Below are 16,900 nucleotides of genomic sequence, written 5' to 3'. Positions count from 1 at the left end.
TCAATACCACCGAAAGAGGCAGTATCCAAAGTCATGGGGAGAATCAAAGGAAAGAGTGCGTTGATGATCTTCGATAGGCACCCGGAATTTCGGGAAAGAAATAATCGACATTTTTGGGCAAGAGGTTATTACTGCGAAACGGTAGGAAATGTTAATGAAGCTACAATAAAAAAATATATAGAAGATCAAACTAAAGCAGATCGTGCGGAAGGATAATGAGAACCACTTTTAAGTGGTAACCAGTAACATCAGAATGGTTTGCTAGACCGCCTTTAGGCGGAATCACAACACTTGCCCCGGAAGGGGCTAACTCAAACCACCAGCAGGGCTGGTGGTACTGACTTAGGGGAACCCACCTGAATCTATTGGTAAATCTGTATATTTCAAAATATAAACCTCTCTAACATTTGATGATTTCAAGTTAGAGAAAGTCCCGAAGGACTCCCTCTGTTTTTCTAAAAAGGACTCCTTCTTAGTTAGAAGTATAACATAACCGTAATGTCCTCTCAATCTTTGCTAAAATATGGTTCAATCCATTAATTATGGTGGTATGACTTTGTTATGGTTTATCGGATAAATCACTTTATAGCTTTCTCCATCGCTTGTGATCTGTATCTCTCCGTTTTTCACTGTTTCGAGGATTTTGACGTCATGGCTTTTCAGTATTTCTAGTGTCTCCTTATGAGGATGACCGTATCTGTTATTGTTTCCGTAGCTCATGATAGCAACTTCGGGGGTCATGAAATCAAGAAGTTCTTCAGATGTGCTTGTGAGGCTTCCATGATGACCGACTTTGAGGATATCAATATCTGGGGTTTCAATGATTTGATCGGATAACAATCCATCAACGTAGTCAAGCATTTTGTATTCGCATTCCTTATCCATGTCGCCTGTAAAAAGCATACTGAAATTTCGGTAGTTTAGAAGCATGCCGATGGAGTGACTGTTGGCTTCTTCGATGTAGTTGCCGGTAAGAGGATAAAGGCCGGTTAGCTCCAGATCCTTCACCTTAAGTTCGCTGCCTGCGCCAAAATACCGTATTTCAGTATTCTTTTCGGAGGCGGCATTTTTTAACTTGTTGTATCTATCATCGTTTTCAGCAGGCAGAGGGAGCACCAGTTTTTTGATTCGTATATCTTCACATTCTTCAAGAAGATATAGGATGCCACTGTAATGGTCTGAATCGCAGTGGGTGATAAAAGCTATATCGATCACGTCTATCCCCTGGGACTCAAAGTAGGGGATCAACATATCTTCAGGCAGTTTCTTTTCTGAGGTGGAACCACCATCGACAGTTATCACCATATCCTCATATCTTATGACCAGCCCATCCCCCTGACCTACGTCTATGGCGGTGATTTCGAGACCGGAGGGTGGCTTTCTTATGAGCAGAAAACACCCGGTCAAAATAACAAGTACAGCTATTTTAGGCATGATGGAATACAAGTGCTTTGTTTGCCGTGACATGAGGTTCTTTTTCTTAAGAGTTTTCAGGTGGAGTACCGTGAGAATCAGTATGCTGAGCAAAGAATAGTAGATTATGATACTTTTTATACCCGGTCTTCCTAAAAGAAGTGAGGAATAAGGTATCTCTTTCATCGCGATGCACAGGTTGTTATAGAGCCTGAGAATATAGTGTCCAAACCCAATCGAAGCTATTCCGAGCATCACTGAAAAGAAGGATAATGTCACTGCCAGAAGCCCGCTGTAAACTACATAACTCATCAGCGGCAGGACGATGAGATTAAGTGAAAGTCCGTATAATGGGAATCTGAAAAAGTGATACAGGATAACGGGCAGAGTCATGATCTGTAAAAACAGAGACATATAGACACCGTTTAAAAAGCTGTTTTTAGGATGAGGCAAAAGGTTGCCGATACCCAAGGCAAAAACCGCCATAAAGCTAAGCTGGAAGCCGGAACTGAAGATGATATAGGGCTCGTCCATGACCAAAAGGATGCAGGAAAGTGCCAGTGCAGTCAGCATGTCATAGCTTCTTCCGATAGCTGCTCCCAGGAACTTCATAAGCAGCATGATAACAGCGCGGATAGCTGACCCGGAGCTTCCGGTGAATATTCCGTAGGATAGGATCAAAACGGCTCCTCCCACTCCTGCGATTTTTTTGGAAGCACCGAAGTGTCTCAGCAACGCATAGAATCCGGCTCCTATTATGGAAAGGTGAAGTCCCGAGACCGCAAGGATATGAGCTATCCCCATATCCTGATAAAGGTCACGTATCGCTTCATCCATGCCGGATTTATCTCCCACCAGAATTGCCTTATAGATGCCGGAATCTGTTTCGTCTGCAATCTCATCCAGCTTCATACAGACCAGGTTTCTGAACCTTTGTAGCCCTGCCTTGAAGGGCTCCGGTTCACCTCCGATGATTTCATAACTATCTCCATATACTGATCCGCTTATGCTGAGAGTCCGGTAATATAGTTCAAAATCAAACTGCCCTTCGTTACGGACACCTTCCGGAGGGAGAACTGTTCCGTGGATTTCGATGATCTCACCAGGGTATGGACCATCATCCGGAATGGTGTCGAAAGCAGTTTGTGAAAATGCTTGTTTTGGAAAAGAAAATGATTGCTCGCTGTGAGAGGTGTTTTTTGGGGCACCTGAAGATAAAACGGATTTTTCATAGGAGTGGCTTTGCGGATCATCAATATCCTCTTTTGACAGGTATATCATCAAAGTTCCCACCGGCTGATCATATCTTTTTTTCATTTTCTCTGAAGCATCCGCCGGTAATGATTCTGCACTTCCATAGGCACTGGAAAGCAGAGCATCCTTCAGGATGATTTTTTCACTTTTGGAACCGGAGGTATGACTCACCACCGTCCCCCTGATGGAGACATTAAGATCCTCGAAAGCAGTGATCTTTTCCTGACAGGCATCGATAATCCTGCATGAGCATTGATATCTTGCAATGCCTAAGATGAACACGGCAAACAGAAGTGCCGAAGCACCCCGATTTAGTCGCTTGCTTTTTAAACCATGGAATAAAACACCGCTGAAAAGAACTCCTGCGGCGATCTCTGGAAAAAGCCCTGCCTCTTTTGCTGTTACACACACTCCAAGTACGAACACAAACGCAATCAGAAGCAATGGTCTTTTATAGTTCATAGGAACACATCATAGCAGAAGATGGGCTTCGCCGCAAGGGGGAAAGTACCTGGCAATGATTTACTGAACAGTGACAGTCCGGCCGGACAGCAGCACTTCATACACTTTTCACCACCTAAATCAACCTTTCGGTTGACGTATTTTTTCCCGGAAATTGATATGCTGATTATGATAGGAGCCGATCAGATGTGCATCTGTATGTCAGAGATAAACGGCGAAAACATGCGTTTATAGAGGAGGAAATCTGATATGAAGAAGCGTTATTTTTTATTATGTGGAATGATGGGTATGATGCTGTCGATTTCAGCCTGCGGTGGAAAGCCTCAAGAGACAACTGCTCAAGAAACAATTGCTCAGGAAACAAAGGCTCAGGAGACTAAAGGGACACAGACTACTGCAGCTCATGATGCGACAACAGCTGAAGCTCCGGAGGAAACAGAAGAGGAAAGTACTGACGGGGAAGCGGCAGAGGATATGGATGAGGATACTGAAGAAGAGTCGGTTTCCGGGATGACAAAGGAGCGCTTCACCAAGTATTTTGACCTTCTGCTCAGTGAAAACGGAATAAACAAGGACGATTTCTATGTGGAATACGGCGGCAGGAAATATTGGTATGATGAGCTTGATGAGCTTTACGATGCGGCTGAGGAGGCCGGCGGAACCATCGATGTAAGCCTTATGGGTGAGGCAGAGGACATGCTTGATCTGGAAATTATGTCTAACTACCTTGATTTCATGTCCGATTGGGATGCAGGAAGCTCTGACGAAAGCATTTCCAAGGAGTTTATCGACCGCTTCTACGGAGACTGGCATGGTGTTGTAAGGTTTAAGGACTGCACCGGAAAATATGCGGATTCCCTTGGCGCTGATCCGGACTGGGTAACAAGTATAGCTCGTTTCTGGATCGATACCGACGGATATGTGGTGCCGTTTATCGGTGTCCATGTGGAGGATACACCCATTGAGAACCTTGAAGCCACATTGGATCCTGAGGACGACTGTATGTACCTCAGCGGTTCATGGATCAACGTGGATTTTGACTATGTACCCATGACTGAGAAAGACGGCACGCTTCATGCGGAGATCCCTATCTCAAAGGATGCGGGATCCTTCACTATGGTATTTAATTTAAGACATCTCAATGATATCGGCTGGACAGATGAGGATCCGGCTCTTCCGAGAGATTATATAGAAAACTGTCAGGGCTGGAGCTTTGATAAGCTGGCAGAATCCAATGGCTATACAAGCTATGATTACCCTTCCTACGGTGAGAGAGAGGAGCCGGAGTACCCTGTTCAGTTCGTAAAGGAAGAGGCAAAGCAGGATACCGGGAAGTCTACTGCAGAGGCAGATGGAGTTGTATCACTAAGCACTCTGGAGGCTGCGTATAAATGGCTTGATGGGGAGCTTGACAAATCCGGTCACGATCCTATCACCTATGAAGCGGTTCGTGACCATATGGGAGTAGATGGAAAGATACTGAAATCTTCCCAGTGGACTGCTGAAAAGCACAGATATGAATGGACCACTGCTGATGGAAAGAAGTATCTGTCAGTGACCTTCACAGTGGGAGCCGACGGATCTGAGATTTACAGCCAGATGACCGGTTCTATCGTCCAATAAGAAAGGATGACTGCGCTTACAAGGAAAAGTGTCGAACTTCAGAGGATTTGCCGGAACTCAGCAGGCTTCCGGCAGAGTATGGGTGACAGTTAATCGGCTTAACTGTTATGAATATGGAGCTTACGGTATAAAAGACCGGAAGATCTTTCTGTACGACAGGGAAAGGAGAAGATATAATGAAGATAATATCAAGGATTTCAGCATTGGCCTCTTTATTGGTTCTTATGTTTGTCATGAATGCGGCGGCCGGAAGTTGGCAGCAGAACGGCAACGGATGGTGGTGGAATAACGGGGATGGAACCTATCCCTCAAACGGCTGGGCCTGGTGTGACGGGAATTATGACGGGACAGCGGAATGCTACTATTTTGATCAGAACGGCTACTGCCTCATGAATACTCAGACACCTGATGGCTATCAAGTCAATTCCTCCGGAGCATGGATAGTAAACGGGGTGGTACAGACCCGGTATGTAGGCGTGCAGGAAACCATAAGTAACGATCGTCCGGATCCTGATCAGGGTTATCAGGGCGGCGTGGCTCAGGACTATACCCTGGCAGGATATCTGTCACTGACCACCTCGGAGGAGGGCGCCGGTTTTGGGTACCTGAGTCTTAATAACGACGGAACAGGCGTGATCAAATTGGATCAGGACAGTCCGGAGTATCAGCTCACCTGGACGAGCTCCGGGGATGAGGTGCTCATTACCTACGGCTTCGACACCCATAGAGGATACTACTATGAGGATCTGGCACAGATCCGTATCCCCATTGCGGACAATGTTTACTACTTTCAGGCGGTATGATACCGGTGGGAAAAGGACAGGAAGGAAAGGATAGAACATCATGAATCAGTCATCAGAGTCGAAAAGAATCATTCGGACGACTCTGATGATTTTTTTTGCGGGAATCCTTGTCTACAATATCGGCTTCAGTCCCATTAACGGAGGAGGACTGATCTATACTGCCATGGTTCTTTATTGGGGGCTGTCGGTAAGACAGCGTCCGGTGCTGCCTGCCATTGAAAAGCGTATATGGGGAATCGTCATTATGATGATGCTCCTGTTGCTTCTTCGGTGGCTCCGGTATCAGTTTGCGGGAGAGCTGCAGCCCGGTGAGCTAAGGTTTCTATGGTACAGCTATTATCTTCCCTTTTTGATGATCCCCCTCCTCAGTATGGATGCTGCGTTCCTCGTGGGAGACCGGCCGGATCACGATTTAAGGAGATGGCTCCAGGCGCTCTACGTAATCTGCATTGTGCTGATCGTTCTCGTTCTGACCAATGATCTGCATCAGCTAGCCTTTTGCTTTATGGAAAAAGGAAGACAACAGGAGCAGGGGCTTAGGTACGAATATGGTCCTGTTTACTATGGGGCGGTTTTATGGGTTGTGGGATGTACTGCCGGTATGCTTCATCACCTTATAATGGAGAACCGCGCTTTTAACGGGAGAAGGATCCCATGGCATCTGGCTTCTGTCCTCATCATTCCGGTGATTTATTTCCTTATGTATTACCTTGCCCTTTTTCCTACCTTTAAAGGGCGCAGGATACTCCAGCTCCCGGAGGCCTATTGTATTTCCTTTATCTGTCTTCTGGAATACTGCCTCTATATCGGCTGGTTTCCCATGCAGCTTATACAGGAGAAGGAACGAGAGATACATGACGCCACACTTAGCTATGAAAAGCAGAACCGGATGTATGAATCCATGTTTCTGTCTGTGTCGGGACAGCTTAAGCAGGTCAGTGAGATTCTTGATAAGGCAGATGGGGATGAGGCGGAGTTCAGATCCTCCATGGCTAAGGCATGCGTTCTGACTGCCTATATGAAACGCCGGTGCAATCTGGTGCTGAAATCATTGGAGATTCAGAGGATGCCTGTTTCAGAGCTTAGGGTTGCTGTGGCGGAAAGCCTTGAGTATCTTAGGCTTAATGGGGTTATGGGTGCAGTGTTTATGGAGAATGGAGACACTGAACTTCCGGGAACCCTTTTGTTAGAGGCATATGATTATTTTGAAGAGGTGGCAGAGCTTGCCATGTGTGGTGCTGAAGCGCTAATGGTCAATTTAGAGGCTCCTGATGGGAAGCTGAGTCTTCGTATGACTTTGGAAAACCCGGATGCTGATCTCCCGTCCGGGTTCATGGAAAATACAGGATTCGATCATGACGAGGAAGTTTACTATTTTATCTGGCCTTCCAAAGAGACCGCCAAAAAGCCTTTGAAACAGACGGACAGAAGGATGGATGAAAGAGCTTTTTTTAAGCCTGATGAGCTTATGCCGGAAAAAGCCGGTGAGGGTAAACAGCTTTTGGAAATATCGGAAAGCTCCACTGAGGAAACACAAATGCTCAGTACGGAATTTTCCAGGCTGGACAGGCTGATCACGGCTTATACCATTGAGAAGGAGCAGCTTGATGCCAGGATCCGTATACATGATGATTTCGGGAAAATGCTTCTTCTGGCCCGCCGCTATATTCAGGGTAAGGGAGATAAGGAGAGTATGCTGGCAGTCTGGAAGAGCGGCAGCCGGCTGCTGGAAACGGAACAGGAGGATCTGACCTCCGATGGCTACGAATATATGAGGTCTGTTGCAAAGGATGTAGGTATCAGGATGATCATAAAGGGAGAGCTGCCCGTGGATACGGCTGTCAGTGACGTGGTTGTCACAGCGATACATGAATGCCTGACCAATACTATCCGCCATGCACATGGGGATACGCTTAATGTAACATCGGAGAAGGGAATCGTTGAGATCACCAATAACGGAGATCCGCCCAAAGAACCCATCGTAGAGAACGGAGGCCTCGGAATGCTTCGGAAAAAAGCCGAAGCCTCAGGGATACAGATGGAGGTTGAAGCCTTTCCGAGATTTTGCCTTCGTTTAATGATAAGGAGAAGCCATGTACAAGGTGCTGATATGTGATGATCAGAATATATCGAGACGTCTTTTTGAGCTGTTCGTTTCCCATTCCGACCGCTATGAGATGGTGGCTTCCATTCCTTCAGCCCGGGCGGCGGATACCTACTGTGCCCGTTTTCAAGTGGACCTGGTGCTCATGGATGTTGTGATGAAGGACGGTTCCGACGGTCTTGAAGCTGCGGCCCGTATTAAAAAGAATTATCCGGATACAAGAGTAATCATAGTCACATCCATGCCGGAGGCATCTTATCTTGAACGGGCAAAGGAAATCGGAGCAGATTCCTTCTGGTACAAGGAGCTGGAAAATGAGCCTTTGCTTGAAGTGATGGATCGGACAATGGATGGTGAACGTGTCTGGCCTGTTGCTGTACCTGCAGTGGCTATCGGCATGATCAGCAGTAAGGATTTTACACCTTCAGAGCTTATGGTATTGCGGGAGGTAACACGGGGAAGCTCCAATGAGGAAATTGCCGAGGCTCTCCATCTGTCTGTGGCAACGGTAAAGACTCATATTAACCATATGATGCAGAAGACGGGTTTCAGAAACCGGACAGAGCTTGCCATTGAGGCCCGTGTCAGCGGCATCGTTATCCCGTAAGCGCTTTCCTGAAGGATGAAAAAATCCTAACGGATATTTTTTTGAAATATGCTCCACCCAAATAATCAATTTTCAAATATAGACATTTTACGATATGATATGTCTATATAGGAGGTGATCATTTATACCTTAGTTGATCAATGACAGGATTATCTAAGTATCATAAGGGGTCTATGAAATAAAATCAGGAGGTTCATATGTTTAATGTAGAAAAGGTTATGTCGGATCTAACGGGGATCTGTATGCAGGTGGGAAGCAAGCTGCTGCTTGCCATCATCATTTTTATAGTAGGGCGGATAGTGATCGGTCATATCATGCAGCTTGTGAAAAAGCTGCATGGCATTGAAAGTGCGGATAAGACTGTGGCAACCTTTATCGTAAGTGGTGTGAAGATCGTCCTGAATATCGTTCTGCTCCTCAGCATCATAAGCGTTCTCGGAGTGCCCATGGCATCGGTAATCACGGTACTGGCTTCCGCAGGCATGGCCATCGGCCTTTCAATGCAGGGCTCCCTCGGCAATATTGCAGGGGGCATCATGCTTCTTATATTCAGGCCCTTTAACGTCGGGGAATACATACAGACAAACGGTGTTGAGGGAAGTGTCAGAGCCATCAGCATCATGTACACTACTCTTCTCACCAATGACAACAAGAAGATAATGATACCGAACGGTGAGCTCATGAATAAAAGCATTACAAACTGTTCATCTGAGGAGTTTAGAAGAGTAGACCTTCAGTTCACTACAGGAAGGCAGGAGGACGTGGTTAAGGTCCAGAACATTATCCTCGATGTGATAAAGGCCAATGCCAGAGTCCTTACAGATTCACCTGCCCACGAGCCTTTCGCTTCCATTGATGGCGGCACCAACGAATCCATCATTTTCACGTCCAGAGCCTGGGTGAAGACAGGGGACTACTGGACGGTGTACTATGAGCTTCTCCAGGGTATCACCGAAGCTTTGGGCGCAGCGGGCATCTCCACACCGGCTGTGAAGATGGTGCAGGTTCAGGGCTGAGCCATAACTGTATTGGCAAATCCACGCTGTTTGTGGTAGGATATGGGAACATCGGTTAAGAAACCAGGGAAAGGGCATCAGTCTTATGCCGCCCATAATACAATGACATTTAAAGGAATAACATGGCAGAGAATATAAACATTGACCAGTCAAGAATCAGAAATTTTTGCATCATAGCCCATATCGACCACGGCAAGTCCACCTTGGCAGACCGTATCATCGAAATGACGGGTACACTTACGGCGAGAGAGATGCAGTCCCAGGTCCTGGATAACATGGACATCGAGAGGGAGCGTGGCATCACCATCAAGTCACAGACCACCAGAGTCATCTATAAGGCAAAGGACGGTAATGAATACACCCTGAACCTCATCGATACTCCGGGGCACGTTGACTTTAACTATGAGGTTTCCCGTTCACTTGCAGCCTGTGACGGAGCGATCCTTATAGTAGATGCAACACAGGGCATTCAGGCCCAGACCCTTGCCAATACTTACCTCGCACTTGATCATGACCTTGAGATACTTCCGGTCATCAATAAGATCGATCTTCCCTCCGCAGATCCTGAAAGAGTTGCAAACGAAGTTGAAGATGTCATCGGTATCGAGGCTCTTGATGCACCGAGAATTTCAGCTAAGACAGGTGAAAATGTGGAGGAGGTTCTGGAGGCAATTGTACAGAAGCTTCCGGCTCCGGAAGGTTCACCTGACAATCCGCTTCAGGCACTTATTTTCGATTCCCTTTACGACAACTACAGAGGAGTTATCATCTTCTGCAGAATTAAAGAAGGAAGAGTTAAGGTCGGAACCAGAATCAGACTTATGGCAAGCAAGGCTGAGTTTGATGTTACAGAGGTTGGTTATTTTGCACCGGGAAGATTCATCCCCTGCGAGGAATTAAGCGCCGGTATGGTAGGCTACATTACCGCCTCCATCAAGGATATTCGCGAGACCCGTGTAGGTGATACGGTTACGGATGCTTCAAACCCTGCAGAGAAGCCGCTGCCCGGATACAAGAAGGTGCAGTCCATGGTTTACTGTGGAATCTATCCTGCAGACACCATGCGTTACCCGGATCTCCGTGACGCCCTCGAAAAGCTTCAGCTTAATGATGCCGCCCTTCAGTATGAGCCCGAAACCTCACAGGCCCTCGGCTTCGGTTTCAGATGCGGCTTCCTGGGGCTCCTGCACCTTGACGTTGTACAGGAAAGACTTGAAAGAGAGTACAATCTCGATCTTGTGACCACAGCGCCATCTGTTGTATATCATGTTTACAAAACCGACGGCACCATGATAGAACTTTCCAACCCCGCAAACCTTCCGGATCCTTCCGAGATAGATCACATGGAGGAGCCCGTTGTAGATGCGGAGATAATGGTTACACCCGAGTTCATGGGATCCATCATGACTCTCTGTCAGGAGAGAAGAGGTGTTTACAAGAGTACGGAATATATCGAGGCTAACCGTGCCATTCTGAAGTATGATATGCCGCTAAATGAGATCATCTATGATTTCTTTGATGCCATAAAATCAAGATCCAAGGGCTATGCCTCCTTCGACTACGACCTGAAGGGTTACCAGACCAGCAAGATGGTGAAGCTTGACATACTGGTAAACCGTCAGATAATCGATGCCCTGAGCTTCATAGTTCACGCAGATTCTGCTTATGAGCGCGGTAAGAAGATGTGTGAAAAGCTGAAGAACGAGATCCCGAGACAGCTCTTTGAAATACCTATTCAGGCTGCTATCGGCGGTCACATTCAGGCCAGAGAGACAGTCAAGGCCCTCCGCAAGGATGTGCTTGCCAAGTGCTACGGCGGAGACATTTCCCGTAAGAAGAAGCTTCTTGAAAAGCAGAAGGAAGGAAAACGCAGGATGCGCCAGTTCGGTAATGTTGAGATCCCGCAGAGTGCATTTATGTCAGTGCTGAAGCTGGATTCGGAATAAAAGAATATTTTTAAAAGCAGATGTTGGACATATTCCGGCATCTGTTTTTTATTGGCTAAATTAGATATAACCGCGAGTTTAGATACAAAATAAAAAAATAATCTTTGATTATGACTTCTATAATATTTTTATGTATTTTATTTCGTTGAAATAGTGTTTTTTTGCGACTATACTTTACTGAGAAAGCAACATAAAAGGTGTTGTGAAAGGAGATTACGGATATGGCTAAAAAGAACCTTGATTGGGCAAATATAGGCTTTGCTTATCATGTAACTGATAAGAGATATGTTTCAAATTATAAAGACGGCAAGTGGGATGCAGGTGCTCTCATTGATGATCCTAATGTAACACTTAACGAATCAGCATGCGTACTTCAGTACTGTCAGCAGGTGTTTGAGGGCTTAAAGGCTTATACCTGGGAGGATGGCTCTGTAGTATGCTTCCGTCCCGACCTTAATGCGGACAGAATTTATGAGTCAGCTCAGAGAATCGAGATGCCTCCGTTCCCTAAGGAGCAGTTTATAGATGCCGTTGATCAGGTTGTTAAGGCCAATATCGACTGGGTTCCTCCATATGGCTCAGGAGCTTCACTGTATCTGAGACCTTACGAGTTCGGTTCCGGCGTTGTTATCGGAGTAAAGCCTGCAACAGAGTACCAGTTCAGAATCTTCACAACTCCTGTAGGACCTTACTACAAGGGCGGTGCAACACCTATAGCTATTCTTGTGTCTGACTTTGACAGAGCGGCACCCCGCGGAACAGGTGCAGTTAAGGCAGGACTTAACTATGCAATGAGCCTCCATTCATCGGTTCTTGCTCACCAGGCAGGTTATGCCGAGAACCTTTATCTCGACCCTGCAACAAGAAGCTATGTTGAAGAGACAGGCGGTTCCAATGCTATCTTCGTTGACGCTGATGGCAAGCTTGTAGTTCCTAAGTCACCGTCTATCCTTCCTTCCATCACAAGACGTTCAATCGTTTATATCGCAGAACATTATCTGCACCTTACAGTTGATGAGAGACCTGTTAAGTTTGATGAGATCAAGGGCTTCAAGGAGTGCGGTCTCTGCGGAACAGCAGCAGTTATCTCGCCTGTTGGCCGTATCGTTAACGGTGATGAAGAAATCCTTCTTCCATCAGGTATGGAAAAGGCCGGCGAGGTTATCGGCGAGCTTTACAGCACCATCACCGGTATCCAGAGCGGAAAGATCGAAGCTCCTGAGGGCTGGATCCACCACGTTTGCTGATTTTAACATTATGTTTACAGAGCCTGTCGCATTGCGGCAGGCTTCTTTTTGTGCGATAATGCTGTCAAGTGCATGCTGTGCTTTTGCATGCATATGACAACTAAGTGCATAGGGCAGAGTGCTGCGAGATGTGCGATGATGCTGCCATAAATCTATAATTTGCAGGTACACAAATGCTTGAAACAAAGATCATTGACCCAACAGACAAAAATCAGCTTGAACTATATATACATATCCCCTTCTGCACAAAGAAATGTAATTACTGCGACTTCCTGTCCTTTCCGGTTAGCGAGCAGTATCACAGTGAATACGTTGACAAGCTTTGCGGAGAGATAGAACTCACATCGGAAAAAATACCGGCGGAGCGGGAGATATCCACCATCTTTATAGGGGGAGGTACCCCGTCTCTCATAGATCCGAAACATATAGTGAGGATCATGAAAACCATAAGACAGCATTATCACGTTAGAGAGAATGCTGAGATCACCATTGAATGTAATCCGGCTTCTACATTAGCCTATAAGTTTACGTTATACAAAAATGCAGGTATCAACAGGCTATCCATAGGACTGCAATCAGCCGATAACCGGGAGCTTAAGACCCTGGGCCGTATACATATCTATGAGGATTTTCTCAAGTGTTTCCAGAATGCCAGGATGGAAGGATTCGGAAATATAAACATTGACCTTATGAACGATATTCCGGGGCAGACGGAGAAGTCCTGGCAGGATACTCTGAAGCATGTGTTAATGCTTAAACCTGAACATGTGTCAATTTATAACCTCATAATTGAAGAGGGTACGCCTTTTTATGATATGTATAATGAGGGTCGGCTGACTCTTCCGGGAGAGGATACAGCATCGGCAATTGATGAGATAACACGGACTGTCACAGGTAAGTACGGTTTTGAACGATATGAGGTATCCAATTACGCAAAACCCGGTTTCGAATGCCGTCATAATTACGGCTACTGGTCCAATGTTGAGTACATTGGCTTCGGGCTCGGAGCCGCTTCCTATTTTGAAAACCGCCGGTGGAATAACACAAGAGATTTTAAGAAGTATATGGAGCTTAATTTTCATATGGATATGAAGAACGGCTGGGCAGAGCTCCATACAGATGTACAGGTACTCGACAGAAACGAGCAGATGGAAGAATTCATGTTCCTGGGACTCAGGCGTATAGAAGGTGTTTCCGAGGTTGAGTTTAAAACCAGATTTCAGGTTGATATAATGAGTATATTCGGAGATAAGCTTTCACAGTATGTAAGTCAGGGGCTCATAATTCACGATGGATACCGTTACCGTTTTTCAGAGCATGGAATGGATGTGTCCAATGTTATCCTGAGTGATTTTTTGCTGGATTGATATATGAGGAAGGAGCGCTTTTCCGGAGCCGGGATTTCGTTCGGAATGGCCGGGAATCGGTGATTTCTGTATAATGGATAAAAATGATAAACAGGAATCGGAAGTAAATAAAAGGTGACAATATGGCGAAAAAGAATGGCAGAAATACAAAACAGAAGATAGTATCTGCGGCATGGAAGCTTTTTTATGAGCAGGGGTATGAGGAAACCACCGTCGATGACATTGTCTTTGAATCAGGTACCTCAAAAGGTTCCTTTTATCATTATTTTGAGGGGAAGGATGCGCTTCTCGGCTCCCTGAATATCCTTTTTGACGATAAGTATGAGGAGCTTGAAAAAACCATGGATCCTGAGATGCATGCCATAGATAAGCTTATCTATCTCAATCATGTTCTTTATGAGATGATCGATTCCTCGGTTTCTGTTGAGCTTCTGACAAGACTTTTTTCTTCCCAGCTTATAACTCACGGAGAGAAGCATTTGCTTGACAGGAAAAGGGCGTATTTCAAGGTTCTGAAGCAGATCGTGAAGGAAGGGCAGGCAAAGGGGGAAGTCAGGGACGACATGGCCGCCAACCAGATCGTAAATGATTATGCTATGTTCGAAAGAGCCCTTTTATATGACTGGTGTCTTGAGGATGGGGAATATTCTCTCATCAGAAATGCAGACAGACTTATGCCGATGTTTCTCAACGGATATAAAGTTTTAGAATGATTCTTATGACAATGTTTCATTATTGATATAAAGTTTAAAAAATTCTTTTTAAGGACTTTAATTAGAACTATATTTAGTCTGGTAAAAATACACGTATTTACGCTAAATATTACATCATTTAATTAACGGAGTATGGACTATAGTCTATACTCCGTTCTGCATTTTAGTCTATGAAAAGTTATGCTATAGTACAAAGCAATAAAATATAGGAATACAATCTTTGCGGATTCTAACCCGGAGGAATGATTCATGGGAAAACCATTGATTATTAACCGAACTTTCGGCATTGAATGCAGAAAGATAATATTCCTGAAAGAAAGGATAAAAAGTATGACTAGCGAAAGTATTTTTATTTTACTGTCAATCATTGCTTATCTTGGAATCACAGTTGGGATAGGCGTTTACTACAGCAAAAAGGGATCCGCTTCAGACACCGCCGGTTTTTATCTCGGAGGGAGAGGCCTTAATCCTATAGTTACAGCCATGAGTGCTGAGGCTTCGGATATGAGCTCATATCTTCTTATGGGACTTCCCGGACTTGCATATCTTGCAGGTGTTGCAGAGGTTGGCTGGACAGTTATCGGACTTGCGGCAGGAACCTATCTCAATTTCCTGTTTGTAGCAAAGAGACTTCGTGTTTATTCAGAAACCATCGGAGCTAATACGGTACCACAGTTTTTCTCTAAGAGATATGATGACAGGAGAAATACATTATCCTGCCTTGCAGCTGTTGTAATCCTCATTTTCTTTATTCCTTATACGGCATCAGGCTTTAAGGCTGTAGGAACACTGTTTAACAGTCTTTTCGGATGGGATTATCATCTGGCTATGGTACTTGGAGCAGTGGTTATCATCGGTTATACGGTTATGGGCGGCTTTATGGCAGTATCAACCACCGACCTTATCCAGTCCATCGTAATGACTTTGGCACTTTGCATTATCATTGTATTCGGTATATCCTGCGCAGGCGGACTCGGCACTGTTATCAATAATGCCAGGGAGCTTCCCGGATATCTCAATCTTTCACAGGGTTATGACGCGGCTACGGGAACAGCCGGAAGCTTCGGAGTTCTTCCTGTTATTTCCACTCTTGCATGGGGACTTGGTTACTTCGGTATGCCACATATACTTCTCAGATTTATGGCTATCAGAAATCCTGAGGAGATTAAGATCTCAAGACGTATTGCTTCTGTATGGGCTCTTCTTTCCATGCTGGTTGCTGTATTTATCGGTATCATTGGCTACAGCGTATCTGTGGTGGGAGAGATTCCATTCCTTACAACCGGATCGGAATCAGAGACTATCATTATCTGTCTTGCAAATCTTATGGGTAAGAATGGCGTATTCTTTGCAATCGTTGCAGGTATCATCATGGCGGGAATCCTTGCGGCAACCATGTCAACCGCAGACTCACAGCTTCTTGCTGCATCCAGCTCTATGTCTGAGGATCTTCTGAGAGATTTCCTCCACATCAAGATGGATGACAAAACTTCTATGAAGGTAGCAAGAGGAACAGTTGTAGCCATAGCGATCATTGCTCTTTTCCTTGCATGGAATCCGAACAGCAGCGTATTCAGAGTAGTATCCTTTGCATGGGCAGGCTTCGGAGCAGCCTTCGGACCTGTTATGATCCTTGCTCTTTTCTGGAAGAAGAGTACACGCGGCGGTGCAACGGCAGGAATGTTCGCCGGCGGCGCAATGGTATTTATCTGGAAGTTCCTCATTGCGCCTATGGGCGGTGCATTTGCCATCTATGAGCTCCTTCCTGCATTCGTAGTGGCTCTTCTTGTTGATGTTGTGGTTTCAAAACTGACCTTTGAACCAGCTAAGGAAATCCAGGATACCTTTGATCTGGTAGTTAAGAAATGTAAAGACGGGAACAGCGCAGAGTACGCAGATGCAAAGCTTGCCAATGCAGAGCTTTGATAAGGAAAAAGTGAATTATTTCATCTCCCGCTTGTGCTTAAGCATAAGCGGGATTTATACTTTACTAATACTTCCCACATGAATAAGTGCCGGAAAGCCTTATTCTAAGCGGGTTTCCAACAATAAAATAGCGTAGTCACAACCCAGCTGTGATATAATTAAGTTGCTAACAAAAACATTCACAACATAGGAGTGCTACGCTATGAATACTATATCACAGTCTGAGATATTGCTTCAAGATGCTACGAACGAAGTCGGTTCTTTCCTCCGAAAATATCAGGTATCTGATATTCTGAAACAGTGCAATGGTTACAAGCAGAAAGGCTTTTCGGTGATCCAGCTGTTTGCCTACCTGGTAACGCTGATGTTCCAACCGTTAAGCACATACATGTCCATGCGTGTCGGTGCTTATAAAGAGC

At 45.4% G+C, this 16,900-nt stretch carries 13 protein-coding genes; 12 read left to right on the top strand and 1 reads right to left on the bottom strand.

What is annotated here, in order from left to right; translation table 11 throughout:
- A partial coding sequence (gene tnpA / locus G625_RS0113130) for an IS200/IS605 family transposase (protein ID WP_029201473.1) occupies window positions 1-216 on the top strand: 216 nt, incomplete at its 5' end.
- A gap of 324 nt (window positions 217-540) precedes the next feature.
- On the opposite strand, the gene G625_RS19965 is transcribed toward tnpA, so the two are convergent.
- Entirely contained in the window at window positions 541-3,129 is a 2,589-nt protein-coding gene (locus tag G625_RS19965; RefSeq protein WP_049895904.1) for a DNA internalization-related competence protein ComEC/Rec2, read from the bottom strand.
- A 249-nt stretch (window positions 3,130-3,378) separates the two neighbouring features.
- Between G625_RS19965 and G625_RS0113115 the strand changes: the two genes are divergently transcribed.
- The 11 genes from G625_RS0113115 to G625_RS0113065 all read left to right on the top strand — a co-directional run.
- Window positions 3,379-4,752: a hypothetical protein gene (locus tag G625_RS0113115; protein WP_029201471.1), complete on the top strand. Its 1,374-nt coding sequence runs from the start codon at window positions 3,379-3,381 to the stop codon at window positions 4,750-4,752.
- Window positions 4,753-4,928: 176 nt separating this feature from the next.
- Entirely contained in the window at window positions 4,929-5,555 is a 627-nt protein-coding gene (locus G625_RS21495) for a hypothetical protein (RefSeq protein WP_049895903.1), read from the top strand.
- A gap of 40 nt (window positions 5,556-5,595) precedes the next feature.
- Window positions 5,596-7,671, top strand: coding sequence for a histidine kinase N-terminal 7TM domain-containing protein (locus tag G625_RS21490; protein ID WP_029201470.1), 2,076 nt, complete (start codon window positions 5,596-5,598; stop codon window positions 7,669-7,671).
- Entirely contained in the window at window positions 7,649-8,266 is a 618-nt protein-coding gene (locus G625_RS0113100) for a response regulator transcription factor (protein WP_029201469.1), read from the top strand. Before G625_RS21490 ends, G625_RS0113100 begins: the two co-directional genes overlap by 23 nt.
- 197 nt (window positions 8,267-8,463) lie before the next feature.
- Window positions 8,464-9,282 carry a mechanosensitive ion channel family protein gene (locus tag G625_RS19950; RefSeq protein ID WP_044932731.1) on the top strand — a complete coding sequence of 273 codons (819 nt, stop codon included), beginning with the start codon at window positions 8,464-8,466 and terminating at the stop codon, window positions 9,280-9,282.
- Between the two features lie 122 nt (window positions 9,283-9,404).
- Entirely contained in the window at window positions 9,405-11,228 is a 1,824-nt protein-coding gene (lepA, locus tag G625_RS0113090; RefSeq protein WP_029201468.1) for a translation elongation factor 4, read from the top strand.
- Between the two features lie 221 nt (window positions 11,229-11,449).
- Entirely contained in the window at window positions 11,450-12,475 is a 1,026-nt protein-coding gene (locus tag G625_RS0113085) for a branched-chain amino acid aminotransferase (protein ID WP_029201467.1), read from the top strand.
- A 173-nt stretch (window positions 12,476-12,648) separates the two neighbouring features.
- Window positions 12,649-13,842, top strand: coding sequence for a radical SAM family heme chaperone HemW (gene hemW, locus G625_RS0113080; RefSeq protein WP_044932727.1), 1,194 nt, complete (start codon window positions 12,649-12,651; stop codon window positions 13,840-13,842).
- A gap of 122 nt (window positions 13,843-13,964) precedes the next feature.
- A complete protein-coding gene (locus tag G625_RS0113075; protein WP_029201465.1) occupies window positions 13,965-14,555 on the top strand; it encodes a TetR/AcrR family transcriptional regulator in 591 nt (196 codons plus the stop codon).
- A gap of 330 nt (window positions 14,556-14,885) precedes the next feature.
- Entirely contained in the window at window positions 14,886-16,481 is a 1,596-nt protein-coding gene (locus tag G625_RS0113070) for a sodium/proline symporter (protein ID WP_029201464.1), read from the top strand.
- A gap of 202 nt (window positions 16,482-16,683) precedes the next feature.
- The coding region (locus tag G625_RS0113065; protein WP_029201463.1) for a hypothetical protein at window positions 16,684-16,900 on the top strand (217 nt) is incomplete at its 3' end.

The organism is Oribacterium sp. NK2B42 (assembly GCF_000424445.1).
Lineage (GTDB): Bacteria > Bacillota > Clostridia > Lachnospirales > Lachnospiraceae > Oribacterium.
The sequence above is the reverse complement of the archived record's forward strand: the minus strand, read 5'-3'. Positions and strand labels throughout refer to the sequence as shown.

Bases quoted from the DNA above. Each gene is read 5' to 3' on its own strand.
- G625_RS19965 (WP_049895904.1), bottom strand. From the start codon at position 3,129: ATGAACTATAAAAGACCATTGCTTCTGATTGCGTTTGTGTTCGTACTT.
- G625_RS0113115 (WP_029201471.1), top strand. From the start codon at position 3,379: ATGAAGAAGCGTTATTTTTTATTATGTGGAATGATGGGTATGATGCTG.
- G625_RS21495 (WP_049895903.1), top strand. From the start codon at position 4,929: ATGAAGATAATATCAAGGATTTCAGCATTGGCCTCTTTATTGGTTCTT.
- G625_RS21490 (WP_029201470.1), top strand. From the start codon at position 5,596: ATGAATCAGTCATCAGAGTCGAAAAGAATCATTCGGACGACTCTGATG.
- G625_RS0113100 (WP_029201469.1), top strand. From the start codon at position 7,649: ATGTACAAGGTGCTGATATGTGATGATCAGAATATATCGAGACGTCTT.
- G625_RS19950 (WP_044932731.1), top strand. From the start codon at position 8,464: ATGTTTAATGTAGAAAAGGTTATGTCGGATCTAACGGGGATCTGTATG.
- lepA (WP_029201468.1), top strand. From the start codon at position 9,405: ATGGCAGAGAATATAAACATTGACCAGTCAAGAATCAGAAATTTTTGC.
- G625_RS0113085 (WP_029201467.1), top strand. From the start codon at position 11,450: ATGGCTAAAAAGAACCTTGATTGGGCAAATATAGGCTTTGCTTATCAT.
- hemW (WP_044932727.1), top strand. From the start codon at position 12,649: ATGCTTGAAACAAAGATCATTGACCCAACAGACAAAAATCAGCTTGAA.
- G625_RS0113075 (WP_029201465.1), top strand. From the start codon at position 13,965: ATGGCGAAAAAGAATGGCAGAAATACAAAACAGAAGATAGTATCTGCG.
- G625_RS0113070 (WP_029201464.1), top strand. From the start codon at position 14,886: ATGACTAGCGAAAGTATTTTTATTTTACTGTCAATCATTGCTTATCTT.